The sequence below is a fragment of the Micromonospora sp. NPDC048930 genome (genome assembly GCF_043197935.1).
Taxonomy (GTDB): Bacteria; Actinomycetota; Actinomycetes; order Mycobacteriales; family Micromonosporaceae; genus Micromonospora.
This window is the reverse complement of record NZ_JBICUB010000008.1, coordinates 46,427-59,406: the sequence shown is the minus strand read 5'-3', so window position 1 is coordinate 59,406 and position 12,980 is coordinate 46,427. Positions and strand designations below refer to the sequence as shown.

The 12,980-nt window shown below is 75.3% G+C and carries 14 protein-coding genes; 7 read left to right on the top strand and 7 right to left on the bottom strand.

Annotation, left to right across the window (positions count from 1 at the left end; genetic code table 11):
* Nucleotides 1–68: 68 nt before the first annotated feature.
* Nucleotides 69–521 carry a rhodanese-like domain-containing protein gene (locus tag ACGFI9_RS21605; RefSeq protein WP_393180255.1) on the top strand — a complete coding sequence of 151 codons (453 nt, stop codon included), beginning with the start codon at nucleotides 69–71 and terminating at the stop codon, nucleotides 519–521.
* Nucleotides 522–542: 21 nt separating this feature from the next.
* Here ACGFI9_RS21605 and ACGFI9_RS21600 read toward each other — a convergent pair whose 3' ends face one another.
* Nucleotides 543–1,331 carry a hypothetical protein gene (locus tag ACGFI9_RS21600; RefSeq protein ID WP_393180252.1) on the bottom strand — a complete coding sequence of 263 codons (789 nt, stop codon included), beginning with the start codon at nucleotides 1,329–1,331 and terminating at the stop codon, nucleotides 543–545.
* A gap of 56 nt (nucleotides 1,332–1,387) precedes the next feature.
* Nucleotides 1,388–1,870 (bottom strand): DUF6232 family protein, encoded by a 483-nt coding sequence (locus ACGFI9_RS21595; protein ID WP_393180251.1) that lies wholly within the window; start codon nucleotides 1,868–1,870, stop codon nucleotides 1,388–1,390.
* A gap of 299 nt (nucleotides 1,871–2,169) precedes the next feature.
* Between ACGFI9_RS21595 and ACGFI9_RS21590 the strand changes: the two genes are divergently transcribed.
* Complete coding sequence (locus tag ACGFI9_RS21590) at nucleotides 2,170–2,604, top strand: nuclear transport factor 2 family protein (protein WP_393180249.1); 435 nt, start codon at nucleotides 2,170–2,172, stop codon at nucleotides 2,602–2,604.
* On the opposite strand, the gene ACGFI9_RS21585 is transcribed toward ACGFI9_RS21590, so the two are convergent.
* The gene (locus ACGFI9_RS21585) at nucleotides 2,547–3,056 is read right to left on the bottom strand and encodes a DUF6232 family protein (RefSeq protein WP_393180248.1); all 510 of its coding nucleotides are present in this window, start codon (nucleotides 3,054–3,056) and stop codon (nucleotides 2,547–2,549) included. The two genes, ACGFI9_RS21590 and ACGFI9_RS21585, sit on opposite strands and share 58 nt — an antisense overlap.
* A gap of 98 nt (nucleotides 3,057–3,154) precedes the next feature.
* Here ACGFI9_RS21585 and ACGFI9_RS21580 point away from each other — a divergent pair, with 98 nt between their 5' ends.
* The 4 genes from ACGFI9_RS21580 (at nucleotide 3,155) to ACGFI9_RS21565 (ending at nucleotide 7,591) form a co-directional block, all read left to right on the top strand.
* On the top strand, nucleotides 3,155–3,928 hold the full coding sequence (locus ACGFI9_RS21580; RefSeq protein ID WP_393180245.1) for an enoyl-CoA hydratase/isomerase family protein: 774 nt from the start codon (nucleotides 3,155–3,157) through the stop codon (nucleotides 3,926–3,928).
* Between the two features lie 110 nt (nucleotides 3,929–4,038).
* Entirely contained in the window at nucleotides 4,039–5,661 is a 1,623-nt protein-coding gene (locus ACGFI9_RS21575; protein ID WP_393180243.1) for an acetolactate synthase, read from the top strand.
* 152 nt (nucleotides 5,662–5,813) lie between these two features.
* Nucleotides 5,814–6,785 carry an ATP-binding cassette domain-containing protein gene (locus ACGFI9_RS21570; protein ID WP_393180241.1) on the top strand — a complete coding sequence of 324 codons (972 nt, stop codon included), beginning with the start codon at nucleotides 5,814–5,816 and terminating at the stop codon, nucleotides 6,783–6,785.
* On the top strand, nucleotides 6,782–7,591 hold the full coding sequence (locus ACGFI9_RS21565; protein WP_393180239.1) for an ABC transporter permease: 810 nt from the start codon (nucleotides 6,782–6,784) through the stop codon (nucleotides 7,589–7,591). Before ACGFI9_RS21570 ends, ACGFI9_RS21565 begins: the two co-directional genes overlap by 4 nt.
* Here ACGFI9_RS21565 and ACGFI9_RS21560 read toward each other — a convergent pair.
* Genes ACGFI9_RS21560 through ACGFI9_RS21545 form a run of 4 tightly spaced genes read right to left on the bottom strand, consistent with a single transcriptional unit; the run spans nucleotide 7,575 to nucleotide 12,139 of the window.
* The gene (locus ACGFI9_RS21560; RefSeq protein WP_393180237.1) at nucleotides 7,575–10,982 is read right to left on the bottom strand and encodes a BTAD domain-containing putative transcriptional regulator; all 3,408 of its coding nucleotides are present in this window, start codon (nucleotides 10,980–10,982) and stop codon (nucleotides 7,575–7,577) included. The genes ACGFI9_RS21565 and ACGFI9_RS21560 overlap by 17 nt on opposite strands.
* A gap of 38 nt (nucleotides 10,983–11,020) precedes the next feature.
* Nucleotides 11,021–11,428: a PLDc N-terminal domain-containing protein gene (locus ACGFI9_RS21555; RefSeq protein ID WP_393180235.1), complete on the bottom strand. Its 408-nt coding sequence runs from the start codon at nucleotides 11,426–11,428 to the stop codon at nucleotides 11,021–11,023.
* 28 nt (nucleotides 11,429–11,456) lie between these two features.
* A complete protein-coding gene (locus ACGFI9_RS21550) occupies nucleotides 11,457–11,756 on the bottom strand; it encodes a DUF202 domain-containing protein (protein WP_393180233.1) in 300 nt (99 codons plus the stop codon).
* Complete coding sequence (locus ACGFI9_RS21545) at nucleotides 11,753–12,139, bottom strand: DUF202 domain-containing protein (protein ID WP_393180764.1); 387 nt, start codon at nucleotides 12,137–12,139, stop codon at nucleotides 11,753–11,755. The genes ACGFI9_RS21550 and ACGFI9_RS21545 overlap by 4 nt, the downstream gene beginning before the upstream one ends.
* A gap of 41 nt (nucleotides 12,140–12,180) precedes the next feature.
* Between ACGFI9_RS21545 and ACGFI9_RS21540 the strand changes: the two genes are divergently transcribed.
* Nucleotides 12,181–12,978, top strand: coding sequence for a GNAT family N-acetyltransferase (locus ACGFI9_RS21540; RefSeq protein ID WP_393180232.1), 798 nt, complete (start codon nucleotides 12,181–12,183; stop codon nucleotides 12,976–12,978).
* Nucleotides 12,979–12,980 lie beyond the last annotated feature (2 nt).

The following is a 12,980-nucleotide window of genomic DNA, read 5'->3' as shown; positions in this document are numbered from 1 at the left end:
GGGATGTTAGCGAAGGACGGCGATCACGCCACTGTCCCGGGCGGCGGGGCCGGCCGCAGGATCGGGGCATGACCTTCTCCGTACCGCCGGCCGACCCGGCGACCGCCGCCGCCCACTTCCGCGCCCGGCTCAGCTTCGAGACCGACGTCAGTGACGTGCACGCCGCCCTGGAGGCGGCCACGCCGGGGCTGGTCGTGGTCGACTCCCGGGGCGACGCGGCCTGGCGGCAGGGCCACCTGCCGGGCGCGGTGCACCTGCCCACCGCCGAGATCGCCGCCCGGGCCCCCGAACTGGTGCCGGCCGGGTCGACCGTCGTGACGTACTGCTGGGGGCCGGGCTGCAACGGGGCGACCCGGGCCGCGCTGGAGTTCGCCCGGCTCGGCTGGCCGGTGAAGGAGATGATCGGCGGCTTCGAGTACTGGGCCCGGGAGGGCCTGCCGGTGGTCACCCCGACGGGGACGGTCCGCCGCCGGGTGGACGAGCTGACCGCACCCCGGGCGGCGGTGACCTGCGACTGCTGACGGCGGCTGGCCGCGGCCCGGTCAGTCGGCTGCGGCGTCGCGGTCGGCGGGTTCGTCGGCGAGGCGTTCGCCGCGGCGGCGCAGCATGCCGAGGCCGGGGATGCCGGCGACGGCCAGCTTGAGGTCCCGGGTGACGGCGAGCAGGTCGTGCAGGTCCGGGCCGACCCGGTCCAGGGTGGCCAGGATCGGCAGCACGTCGGAGGTCAGGTGCTCCTTGAGCTTCGGCAGCTCGTCGACCAGCCGGATCGCCGCGGTCACCTCCTCCGGGCTGAGCTGCTCGACGAACCGGGCCGCCATCGGCGCGGCCCGGCGCAGCGTCGGCTCGTACGCGGCCAGCAGTTCGGCCGCGGTGCCGGCCGCCTGCTCGGCCGCGAGCACCGTGCCGGCGGCCCGGCCGGCCACCGCGTCGACCTCGGCGACCACCGCGCCCGCCGTCCGGGCGACCCGTTCGGCCTCCCCGATCACCACCCCGGCGGCGGCGGAGACCTGCTCGGCCTCGCCGACCACGACGGCGGCGGCCGTGGCGACCTCGGTCGCCGTGTTGATCGCCTCGGTGGCGGCGGCGCTGATCACCGCCACCTCCCGGACCGCCGCCTCCGCGTCGGTGAGCACCCGGTCGGTGCGGTCGAGTGTGCCCTCGATCCGGTCGACCACCCCGTTGATCCGGCGCAGCAGCGTCTCCACCTCGTCCAGCACCGTGAGGGCGCGGGCCGGCACGGCGGCGAACGCGGCGGCCGAGCCGAGCGCCTGGTCCAGGGCGGAACGGGTGAGCCCGACGACGGCGCCGGGCCGGGGGAGGGGAATCGCCATGCCCACCAGTGTGCGTCGACCCGGCCAGTGCCGCCGGGTGGCCGCGGGCCGGCCCGTCATCGGTGCTCGCCGTGCTGCTCGACGGCGCGTTGCACCGCCCGGTAGATCTGCCCGAACCGCAGCGCGTCGGGCGTGCGCAGCAGCATCACCTCCCGCCCGAGGTGCTGCACCCACAGCTCGTGCACCCGGCTGCCCCGCTCGTAGGAGCGGTCCAGCCAGCCGAGCGGCAGTTCCAGGAACGGGGTCAGCGCCAGCCCGATGGCCACGAAGGCGCCGAGGATGAGCAGGGCCAGCTTCCAGTTGCCCCGGTCCTGCGCCGCCCAGGCGAGCGAGAGCACGCAGACCAGGGCGGCCAGCGGCGGCAGCGAGAGGAGCAGGACGAGCACGCCCCGGCCGAGGACCCGACCCCGGACGGCCAGGGTGGTCGCGCCGCGCGCGTGCCAGACGTACGCGATGTCGGCGAGCCTGACGACGTGCCCGCCGGCGTGGATGGCCTCGGAGGTGACCTGTACCGCGTCGTCCCGGTAATAGAGGGTCATCACTCAGCCTAACCACCCGGACTCAAGCCCGGCCGGCCCACTCCGGGAGCGGGATGGGCCCGCATCCCCTTTGGAGCTGAGTCGTTCGCGATATCGCCCCGCCCGTCCGCGCGGTGCGGGCCGGCGCGTGGGAGCCGCGCCCGTGCAGATGCCGAGTCGCTGGTGATATCAGCTCCAAAGGCGGCCAACAACAACACCATGGCCGCCGGGCTCGTGGCGGCGGAGGTGCGGAGCCGGGGCGGGGGAGGCAGCGCCGCCGGGGGCGGCCCACACGACGTCGCCCGGGTAGCGTCGCGGGCATGGCGGAGCGGAGCGGGGCCGGGACGGCCATCACCGAGCAGGAGCGCAACGTCGAAGTGGTCCGGCGCTACCTGCGGACCTTCATCACCAAGGACCTGGCCGAGCTGGCCGAGGTGGTCGCCGAGGACGTGGAGATCTACGGCAGCGGCACGGCCGTGCGTGGCCGGCGCTATCCGGAAGGGGCTATTTCCTCGCCCGGGCTCACCGTGCTCGACCAGGAGATCCTGGAGATCTTCGCCGCCGAGGACCGGGTAGTGGTCTCGATGGCGCAGACGTACCGGCGCGACTCGACGGGCGCCACCACGGTGCAGAGCGCCTGCAAGATGTACCGGCTGGCCGGTGGGCGGATCGTGCAGTTCTGGGGCGAGCAGGACACCTACGGCCTGCTGCGCGGCCTGGGGCTGCTGCCGGACGAGCCGATCAACTTCGACTGAGGCGCCTGCTCCATCGCCCGCTGCACGGCCCGGTAGATCTGGCCGAAGCGCAGCGCGTCGCCGGTGCGCAGCAGCCGGACCGGCTGGCCGTGCCAGCGCGCCCACATCTCCAGTTCCCGGCTGCCCCGGGCGTACGACCGGTCGAGGTGTTCGAAGAGCACGTCGGCGAGCGGCCCGACGCCCAGACCGACCAGCACGGACACGCCGACGATGGCGACGGTGACCACGAGGGAGCGGTGCAGCCAGAGCGCGAGCGCGACGCCGAGCGCGGCGGCCACCAGCGGCCCGGCCAGGGCGGCGCCGATCGCGCCCCGGCCGGCGAGCACCCGCCAGGAGCGGCTGCCCCGGCGGTGCCAGACCAGGCCCAGCTCGGCCAGCGGATAGGTGCGCCCGTCCACGCGGAGGGCGGTGGAGGTGACCTGCACCGACCGGTCGTCGTAGTACGTGATCATGACCTCACTCCGGGTGTCGGGTCAGACACCAGTCTGTCTACCCCAACGATCCTGGTCGTAAGGTTGGCACGCGACTTCGACGAGGAAGTGAGGGCAGCGTGGGCGAGTTCGTCAGGCTGGAAGTGAAGGACGGCATCGGCACCATCCGGCTGGAGCGGCCGCCGATGAACGCGCTCAACACCCAGGTGCAGGAGGAGTTGCGCGCCGCCGCCGCGGCGGCCACCGCCGACCCCGAGGTCCGCGCCGTCATCGTGTACGGCGGGGAGAAGGTCTTCGCGGCCGGCGCGGACATCAAGGAGATGGCCGACATGTCCTACGTGGACATGGCCGAGCGGGCCGCCGACCTGTCCAGCGCGCTCGGCGCCATCGCCCGGATCCCGAAGCCGGTGGTCGCCGCGATCACCGGGTACGCCCTCGGCGGGGGTTGCGAGCTGGCCCTGGCCTGCGACTGGCGGATCGTCGCCGAGGACGCCAAGCTCGGCCAGCCGGAGATCAAGCTCGGCATCATCCCGGGCGCCGGCGGCACCCAGCGGCTGGCCCGCCTGGTCGGCCCGGCCCGGGCCAAGGACCTGATCATGACCGGCCGGATGATCGACGCCCAGGAGGCGCTGCGGATCGGCCTGGCCGACCAGGTGGTCCCGGCCGCCGAGGTCTACGACGCCGCGGTCGCGTACGTGAAGCCGTTCCTGACCGGCCCGGTGCAGGCCCTGCGGGCGGCCAAGGCGGCCGTCGACGGTGGCCTGGACATGGACCTCAACTCCGGCCTGGCCTGGGAGAGCCAGCTCTTCGCCGCGCTGTTCGCGACCGACGACCGGCGCGAGGGCATGGCCGCGTTCGTCGAGAAGCGCAAGCCGGGCTTCACCGGCCGGTGAGCCGTGGTCCCGGGTCGGCGGCGCACCCCGCCGCCGACCCGAGCGCGGTTCACATCTCGCCTACCGGCCAGTAGCGTGTGACTCCGGTCAGGCAACGAAGGGGAGCGGCGATGACGGAACGGGTCGAAGGTCACGGCGGCGAGCTGGCCCTCGCGGCGCTGCGCGCGCACGGCGTACGGGAGATGTTCACCCTCTCCGGCGGGCACGTCTTCCCGCTCTACGACGCCGCGCACAAGGCCGGCTTCCCGCTCTACGACGTCCGGCACGAGCAGTCCGCCGTCTTCGCCGCCGAGGCGGTGGCGAAGCTCCAGCGCCGCCCCGGCCTGGCCGTGCTCACCGCCGGCCCCGGCGTCACGAACGGCGTCTCCGGCCTGACCAGCGCCTTCTTCAACGCCTCGCCCGTGCTGGTGCTCGGCGGGCGCGCCCCGCAGTTCCGCTGGGGCTCCGGCAGCCTCCAGGAGATGGACCACCTGCCCCTGGTCGCCCCGGTCACCAAGCACGCCGAGACGGTGTTCAGCGCGGACGACATCCCCCGCGCGGTGACCGCCGCCCTCACCGCGGCGCTGACCCCGCACCGCGGCCCGGCCTTCCTCGACTTCCCCCTGGAGGCGGTCTTCTCCGTCGGCGACGCCGACCTGCCGGCGGTCACCCCGGTCGCCCCGCTGGAGCCCGACCCGGACGAGGTCGCGAAGGCCGCCGGCCTGATCGCCGCCGCGTCCCGGCCGGTGATCATCGCCGGCTCCGACGTGTACGCGGGCGACGCCGTCGACGCCCTGCGCGCCGCCGCCGAGTCGCTGCAGGTGCCGGTCTTCACCAACGGCATGGGCCGCGGCGCGCTGCCGCCCGAGCACCCGCTCGCCTTCGCCAAGGCCCGCCGGGTCGCGCTCAAGGGCGCCGACGTGGTCGTGGTGGTCGGCACCCCGCTCGACTTCCGGCTCGCCTTCGGTGACTTCGGCGACGCGCAGGTGGTGCACGTGGTCGACGCGCCCAGCCAGCGCGCCGGGCACGTCCAGCCGGCCGCCAGCCCCGCCGGCGACCTGCGCCTGATCCTCACCGCGTTCGCCGAGCGCCCCGGCGACCGGGCCGACCACGCCGACTGGATCGCGCAACTGCGGACCGCCGAGGACGCCGCGAAGGCCCGGGACACCGAGGAGATGGCCGCCGAGACCGACCCGATCCGCCCGGCCCGGGTCTACGGCGAGCTGCGCAAGGTGCTCGCGCCGGACGCGATCACCATCGGCGACGGCGGCGACTTCGTCTCGTACGCCGGGAGGTACCTGGAGCCGGCGCAGCCCGGCACCTGGCTCGATCCCGGACCGTACGGCTGCCTCGGCACCGGCATGGGCTACGCGATGGGCGCCCGGGTCAGCCACCCCGACCGGCAGATCTGCGTGCTGATGGGCGACGGCGCGGCGGGCTTCTCGCTGATGGACGTGGAGTCCCTGGTCCGCCAGCAGCTCCCGGTGGTGATCGTGGTCGGCAACAACGGCATCTGGGGCCTGGAGAAGCACCCGATGCGGGCCATGTACGGCTACGACGTGGCCGCCGACCTCCAGCCGGGGCTGCGCTACGACAAGGTGGTCGAGGCGCTCGGTGGCGCGGGCGAGACGGTGGAGAAGGCCGCCGACCTCGGCCCGGCCCTGGCCCGCGCCTTCGACGCCGGCGTGCCGTACCTGGTCAACGTGCTGACCGACCCGGCCGACGCGTACCCCAGGTCGTCGAACCTGGCCTGACGACAACCTGCGACCGCCGCCGCCGGGTGACCGGCCGCGGCGGTCGCGTCGTTTCTGCCCGCAGGTAAATCAGCGGTTTGTCAGCGGTTGTCGCCGTAACGTCAGCCCCGTCGCTCAAGGTGGGGTGACCAGCGAGAACGACGGGAGTTCCGATGACATACGCGATCCGCGCGGAGGGCCTGGTCCGCCGCTTCGGCGCGACGACCGCCCTGGCCGGGGTGGACCTGGCCGTCCCGACCGGGACGGTGTTCGGGCTGCTCGGGCCGAACGGGGCGGGCAAGACCACCGCGGTGCGGGTGCTGGCCACCCTGCTCGCCGCCGACGAGGGGCACGCCACCGTCGGCGGGTACGACGTCCGCCGCGACGCGCACCGGGTGCGCCAGCTGATCGGCCTCACCGGCCAGTACGCCTCGGTCGACGAGAACCTCACCGGCACCGAGAACCTGCTGCTCATCGGCCGGCTGCTCGGGCTGTCCCGGGGAGACGCCCGGGCCCGGGCCCGGCAGCTGCTCGCCGACTTCCAGCTCACCGACGCCGCCGAGCGGGCCGCCAAGACCTACTCGGGCGGCATGCGCCGCCGCCTCGACCTGGCCGCCAGCCTGGTCGGCCGGCCGCAGGTGCTCTTCCTCGACGAGCCGACCACCGGGCTCGACCCGCGCAGCCGCAACGAGCTCTGGGACATCGTCCGCGGCCTGATCGCCGACGGCGTCACCGTGCTGCTGACCACGCAGTACCTCGAGGAGGCCGACCAGCTGGCCAGCGAGATCGCCGTGGTCGACCACGGCCGGGTCATCGCGCAGGGCACCCCGGAGCAGCTCAAGGCCCGCACCGGCGGGCAGGTGCTGGCCATCCGGCCGATCGACCCGACCGACCTGCCCACCGTGCTGGCCGTCGCCCGCGAGGTCACCGGGGCCGCCCCCGAGGTCGCCCAGAGCACCGTCTCCGTGCCGGTGAACGACCCGGGCGTGCTGCCCGCCGTGGTCCGCCGGCTCGACGCCGCCGAGGTCGCCGTGGCCGAGCTGGCCCTGCGCGGCGCCAGCCTGGACGAGGTCTTCCTCCACCTGACCGGCCACCGCGCCGAGCAGGACACCGCCGACGCCGATCTGGAAAGGATCCCGGCATGACCGCCGCCACCCTCGCCACCCCGCTCGCCCCGGCCCGCCGGCCGAGCCTCGTCGCCGGACTGCGGCACACCGGCACCCTGGCCTGGCGCAGCCTGGTGCAGATCAAGCACAACCCGATGGAGCTGCTCGACCTGAGCATCCAGCCGGTGATGTTCGTGCTGCTCTTCACGTACGTCTTCGGTGGCGCGATCTCCGGCAGTCCCGGCGACTACCTGAAGTTCGCGCTGCCCGGGATCATCGTGCAGAACGCCTTCTTCGCCACCATGACCACCGGCTTCGGGCTGAACAACGACCTCACCAAGGGCGTGTTCGACCGGTTGCGGGCGCTGCCCGTCGCCCGCTGGGCCCCGCTGGCCGGCCGGATCCTCGCCGACACCGTCAAGCAGGCCTGGTCGGTGGCGCTGCTGATCGGGGTCGGCGCGATCCTCGGCTTCCGGCTGGGCAACGGGCTGGTGGGCCTGCTCGGCGCCTTCGCCCTGCTGCTCGCCTTCTCGCTGGCCGCGTCGTGGATCTCGGTGCTGGTCGGGGTGCTGGTCAGCGAGCCGGACAAGGTGCAGATCTTCGGCTTCATGGTGATCTTCCCGCTCACCTTCACCAGCAACGCGTTCGTGCCGACCGACACCATGCCGTCGTGGCTGCAGCGGTGGGTCGACGTCAACCCGGTCACCACCCTCGCCGACGCGCTGCGCGGCCTGCTCGTCTCCGGCCCGGTGGCCGGCCCGGTGGCCCGGTCACTGATCTGGGCGGCCGTGCTGCTGGCCGTCTTCGCCCCGCTCGCCGTGCGGGCGCTCAGGCGTCGAGTGTGAGCCGGACCGCCTCGGCCGCGGTCTCCAACCGGTAGCCCAGCCCGCCCGCGTACGCCTCGGCGTAACCCGCCTCGCCGAGCGCGGCGCGGGCGGCGGCCTCCACCCGGGGGCGGTCCAGGATCGCGTGGTCCGGGCCGCCCCGTACGCCGCTCGCCGCCCCCAGCAGCCGGGCCGCGGCGGCCGGGCGGTCGAGGCACAGCGCCAGGTCGGCGTAACCGACCAGCACCGCGCCGACGACCGGGGCGTCCTGGGAGCCGAGCGCCAGTTCCAGCGCCCGGGCGTGGTGGGCCCGGGCGGAGTCGAGGTCTCCCTCGACCGCCGCCAGGATGGCCAGGTTGGTGGCGTGCAACGCGCGCCACTGCGGCGCGACGCTGCGCTCACCGAGCAGCCGGATGCTCTCCTGGAGGCAGGCCCGCGCTCCGGCCCAGTCGCCCTGGGCGCGCAGGATCTCGGCCCGGCCGTGTGCGGTCGCCGCCCGGGTCTCGTCGGAACCGGTGAGTTCCGCCTCCCGCTCGGCCCGGGCCAGCGCCGCCAGCGCCCGGTCGTGGTCACCGCGCCGCCACAGGTTGTGCGCCAGGCGCAGCCGCATCTCCGGGACGTCGTCCCGCACCCCCAGCTCCTCGAAGTAGGCGAGGGCCTCCTCGTGGAACGGGGTGGCCCTGGTCGCCTCGCCCCGCCGGTCCAGCAGGTCGGCCAGGGAGGTGAGGCCGAACGACATGCCCCAGCGGTCCCCGACCGTGCGGTAGTGCGCCAGCGCGGCGCGCAGGTCCGCCTCGGCCGTCTCGTCGGACAGTCCCGCGTTGAGGTACGCGTGCGCCTGGAACAGCCGGGCGGTGCCGGCGACCCACGGGTCCGGGTCGTCGAAGAGCGCGGCGAGCTCGTCCGGGGTCTGCGGCGGCATCCCGTTGCGGAACGCCGCGACGACGAGCCCGACCAGCCGCAGCACCGGGTGCGCGCCCTCGTGCCCGACGGCCAGCTCCGCCGCCCGCTCCAGCCACGCCATGCTGGTGGTCAGGTCGTTGCGGGTGGAGACCAGGTTGAGCGCCGCCATGGTCAGGGCCACCGCGAGCCGGTCCGGGGCGGTGTGCTCGTCCACTCCGGGCAGCGGGAACACCTGCGCGGCCAACTCGGCGCCCTCGGCCCGCTGGCCGCTCAGCCACCAGTACCAGCCCAGCGCGGCGGCGTACCGGACCGCGGTCGGGGCGTCCCCGGCGGAGATGGCGTACCGCAGCCCGGCGTGCAGGTTGTCGTGGTCGGCGGCGAGCCGGCGCAGCCAGTCGAGCTGCGCCCCGGTACGCAGCCGGGGCTCGGCCGCCTCGGCCAGGGCCAGGTACTCCGTGGCGTGCGCCCGCCGGATCCGGTCCGCCTCGCCCGCTTCGGCCAGCCGGTGCAGGCCGTACTCCCGGATGGTCTCCAGCATCCGGTAGCGCGGTTCGGTGTCGCCGACGGCGACCACCAGCGACTTCTCCACCAGGGCGGCGAGCCGGTCGAGCACGTCCGCGACCGCGGGCGCGCCGAGCCGGGGCGGTTCGTCGTCCGGGTCGGCGCAGACCCGCTCGACCGCGTCCAGGGTGGCCCCGCCGGCGAAGACCGCCAGCCGCCGCCACAGCGCCCGCTCCCCGTCGTCGAGCAGGTCCCAGCTCCAGTCGACCACCGCGCGCAGCGTCTGGTGCCGGGGCAGGGCGGTCCGGCTGCCGCCGCTGAGCAGCCGGAACCGGTCGTCCAGCCGGCTGTCCACCTGGGCCGCGGTCAGCGAGCGCAGCCGGGCGGCGGCCAGCTCGATGGCGAGCGGCATCCCGTCCAGCGCCCGGCAGATCCGGATCACCGGGCCGACCGTGGTGTCGTCCACCGCGAAGTCCGGGCGGGCCGCGCCGGCCCGGTCGGCGAAGAGCCGCACCGCCGGGTACGCCAGCGCGGCCGCCGGGTCCGCGTCGGCCGGTGGCAGAGCCAGCGACTCCACCGGGCGCAGCGCCTCCCCGGTGACGCCCAGCGGCTCCCGGCTGGTGGCCAGGACCCGCAGGCCGGGGGAGGCGGTGAGCAGCCGGCCGGCGAGGTCCGCCGCCGCGTCGAGCAGGTGCTCGCAGTTGTCCAGCAGCAGCAGCGCGGACCGGCCGGCGAGCGCCTCGACCAGCCGGCCGACCGGTTCGACCGGCTCGGGGGCGCCACGGCCGGCGCGGGCCAGCAGTGCCTGCTCGCGCAGGCCGAGCGCGGCGAGCACGGCTTGCGGCACCTCGGCCGGGTCGGTGACCGGGGCCAGCTCCACCAGCCAGACCCCGTCCGGGAAGCGGCCCGCGACGGCCCGGCCGGACTCGACGGCCAGCCGGGTCTTGCCGGCCCCGCCCGGCCCGGTGAGCGTGACCAGCCGGAACCGGTCGAGCAGCGCGTCGACCCGGGCGATGGCCTCCTCCCGCCCGACGAAGCTGGTCAGCGCGGCCGGGAGGTGGCCCCGGACCGGCCCGGGGGTGCGGTCGGCCCCGGCTGCCGGGGTGCCGCCGTCCCCGGTCGGTCCGCTGCGCCGCCCGGCCGCCCCCGGAACCGGCGCGGTCAGGTCGGTCTCCGGCCGGTGGTGCGGGTCGGTGGGCCCGGCCCGCCGGCCGTGGCCGTTCGCCTCGGCGGGTCGCCCGCCGCGCCGGCTGTCCGTCCCGTCCCGTCGAACGCCGCTGTCCCCGCCGCGCAGGATCTCCAGGTGCAGGGCGGTCAGCTCGGGGCCGGGGTCGGTGCCCAGGGTGTCGGCGAGGGTGGTCCGCAGCCGCTCGTACTCGGCCAGGGCCTCGGCGGGGTGGCCGGCCCGGTGCAGCGCCCGGATCAGCAGCCCGGTCAGCCGCTCCCGCAGCGGGTGGGCCGCCACCAGCTCGCGCAGCTCCGGCAGCAGGGCGTCCGGGGTCTCGGCGGCCAGCCGCGCCGCGACCAGGTCCTCGGTGGCGGCCAGCCGCAGCTCGGTGAGGCGGGCCACCGGCGCGCGGGCGAAGTCGGCGTCGGCGACGTCCGCCAGGGCCGGCCCGCGCCACAGCGCCAGCGCCTCGGCCAGCCGTCGGCACGCCCCGGCCGGGTCCGTGGCGAGGCGGGAGCGGCCGGCGTTCACCGCCGCCTCGAACCGGTGCAGGTCCACGTCGTCCCGGGACAGCGTGAGCCGGTAGCCGCCCGGCTGCGCCTCGACGGGCAGCCCCGGGGCGCTGCGGCGCAGCCGGGAGACGAGGGCCTGGAGCGCGTTGGCGACGCCGGCCGGCGGGTCGCCGTCCCACACGCCGTCGGCGAGCCGGCCGACGGTGACCGTCCGGCCGGGTTCCAGGGCCAGCAGGATCAGCAGCCGGCGCAGGCGGGCGCCGCCGACCTCGACCGGCGTACCGGCGTCGGCGCGCAGCTCCAGGGGTCCGAGCAGGCTGATCCGCACGGCGTCGATTCTGCCCGGCCGATGCTCGGCCGCGGCGCTCAGACCTCCGGTCGGTCCCGGTCGTCCTCCCGGCGGCGCAGCTCATCCTCGCGCCGGCGCAGGTCCTCCTCCCAACGCCGGAGCAGCTCCTGGTCGTCCCGGCGTCGCCGCTCGGCCAGCGACGACAGGAACTCCGGGTCGTCGTCCGGCGCGACCGGCCGGCGACGGTCCTGTTCGGAGAATCCGTTCCCCATCGGCCAGGCCGTGCGAGGGCGGCGGGCGGTCGGCTCCCGGCCGGCGACGAACCAGGCGATCGAGCCGACCAGCGGGAAGAACAGGATGATCAGGACCCAGGCGACCCGGGGCAGCGCCCGGATCTCACCCTCCTCCGCGGAGAGGCAGCTGATCAGCGCGCAGACGGCGAGGACGACCTCGGCCAGGAAGAAGAGCCCGTACAGGCGAACCATGCCGGACATCATGGACCATCACTGCCGGTCACCGCAGCCCGTGAAGCACGTGCAGCACGCCGAGCAGCGCCAGTGCGGCCGCGGCGAGCGCGGTCAGCGGGAACGACCAGCGGTGCCCGCGGCGGGGTCCGGCGCCGGTGGCCCGCCGCCAGTCGACCCGCAGGGTGGCCAACCAGACGGCCACCGCGAGACCGGCCAGCACCGCGTCGAACGCGTCGCCGGTGAGGCCCAGCCGGATCTCCAGCACGGCGACCCCGGTGAGCGCCAGCAGCGTGCGCCGCCAGGCCAGCCGGGTCCGTTCGGGCTGCAGCCCCGGGTCGCGGGTCATCCGACCGCCCGGGCGAGGACCGCGACGACCAGCAGCAGCGCGCCCAGCGCGACCACGAGGGCGAGGACCGCCGGGAAGCGGGACGCGGGCAGTTCCTCGCCCAGCCGGATGGCCCGCTCCGTGCGCGCCCAGTGGTCCACCGCCCGGACCGCGACCGCGGCGCCGAGCAGCAGCAGCGCGACGGCGATCACCTCGCGCAGGTGCGCCAGGGGCAGCCGGGGCAGGAACTGCGCGGCGGCCAGCCCGCCGGCGATCAGCGCCAGACCCGTACGCAGCCAGGCCAGGAACGTCCGCTCGTTGGCCAGCGAGAAGCGGTAGTCCGGGGTGGTGCCCACCGACCGCAGCTCGCGCGGGTCGAACCAGCGCCTGATCGCCTCCCACACGTCGTCCATTATCCGCTTTGTCCGGTGCCTAGCCTGAAGGGATGACCGATCTTGACGCGCGCAGTCTGCGCGACGCCTACGACAACCAGATCCGCCCGGAGATCCCGGACCCGGTGCCGGCCGGGGTGACCGTGGAACGCGACGGGCCGCTGGTCCGGATCCTCGGCCTGGACCACGGTGGCTTCCTCACCTACCGGACTCTCGACGGACTGGCCGGCGCGGAGCTGGACGCGCTGATCGCCCGGCAGGTGGAGATCTTCCGCGCCCGGGGCGAGGAGGTCGAGTGGAAGCTCAACGGCCACGACGAGCCGGCCGACCTGGGGGACCGGCTGCGCGCCGCCGGGTTCGTGCCGGAGGACCTGGAGACCGTCGTGGTCGGTCCGGTCGCGGCCCTGGCCGCCGCCGTCCCGGTCCTGCCCGAGGGGGTACGCCTGCGCGAGGTCACCAGCCGGGAGGACCTGGAGCGGATCCGGGCGATGGAGGAGGCGGTCTGGCACGAGGACCGCAGCCACCTGGTGACGGGGCTGGCCAAGGAGATCGAGGCCGACCCGCAGTCGATCACCATCGTGGTGGCTGAGGCGGGGGACAACGTGGTCAGCGCCGGCTGGGTGCGCTACCTGCGCAACACCAGCTTTGCCACGCTCTGGGGCGGGTCGACCCTGCCGGAGTGGCGGAAGAAGGGCATCTACCGGGCGCTGGTGGCGTACCGGGCGCGGCTGGCCGAGCAGCGCGGCAAGACGCTGGTGCAGGTGGACTGCTCGCCGGACAGCCGGCCGATCCTGGAGCGGCTCGGGCTCGTTGCGGTCACCACGACCACCCCGTACGTCTACACTCCGTGATC

Excerpts from the sequence above, each read along its gene's own strand:
- ACGFI9_RS21605 (WP_393180255.1), top strand. The coding sequence starts at position 69 with ATGACCTTCTCCGTACCGCCGGCCGACCCGGCGACCGCCGCCGCCCAC.
- ACGFI9_RS21600 (WP_393180252.1), bottom strand. The coding sequence starts at position 1,331 with ATGGCGATTCCCCTCCCCCGGCCCGGCGCCGTCGTCGGGCTCACCCGT.
- ACGFI9_RS21555 (WP_393180235.1), bottom strand. The coding sequence starts at position 11,428 with ATGGTTCGCCTGTACGGGCTCTTCTTCCTGGCCGAGGTCGTCCTCGCC.
- ACGFI9_RS21550 (WP_393180233.1), bottom strand. The coding sequence starts at position 11,756 with ATGACCCGCGACCCGGGGCTGCAGCCCGAACGGACCCGGCTGGCCTGG.
- ACGFI9_RS21565 (WP_393180239.1), top strand. The coding sequence starts at position 6,782 with ATGACCGCCGCCACCCTCGCCACCCCGCTCGCCCCGGCCCGCCGGCCG.
- ACGFI9_RS21590 (WP_393180249.1), top strand. The coding sequence starts at position 2,170 with ATGGCGGAGCGGAGCGGGGCCGGGACGGCCATCACCGAGCAGGAGCGC.
- ACGFI9_RS21575 (WP_393180243.1), top strand. The coding sequence starts at position 4,039 with ATGACGGAACGGGTCGAAGGTCACGGCGGCGAGCTGGCCCTCGCGGCG.
- ACGFI9_RS21585 (WP_393180248.1), bottom strand. The coding sequence starts at position 3,056 with ATGATCACGTACTACGACGACCGGTCGGTGCAGGTCACCTCCACCGCC.
- ACGFI9_RS21595 (WP_393180251.1), bottom strand. The coding sequence starts at position 1,870 with ATGACCCTCTATTACCGGGACGACGCGGTACAGGTCACCTCCGAGGCC.
- ACGFI9_RS21570 (WP_393180241.1), top strand. The coding sequence starts at position 5,814 with ATGACATACGCGATCCGCGCGGAGGGCCTGGTCCGCCGCTTCGGCGCG.
- ACGFI9_RS21540 (WP_393180232.1), top strand. The coding sequence starts at position 12,181 with ATGACCGATCTTGACGCGCGCAGTCTGCGCGACGCCTACGACAACCAG.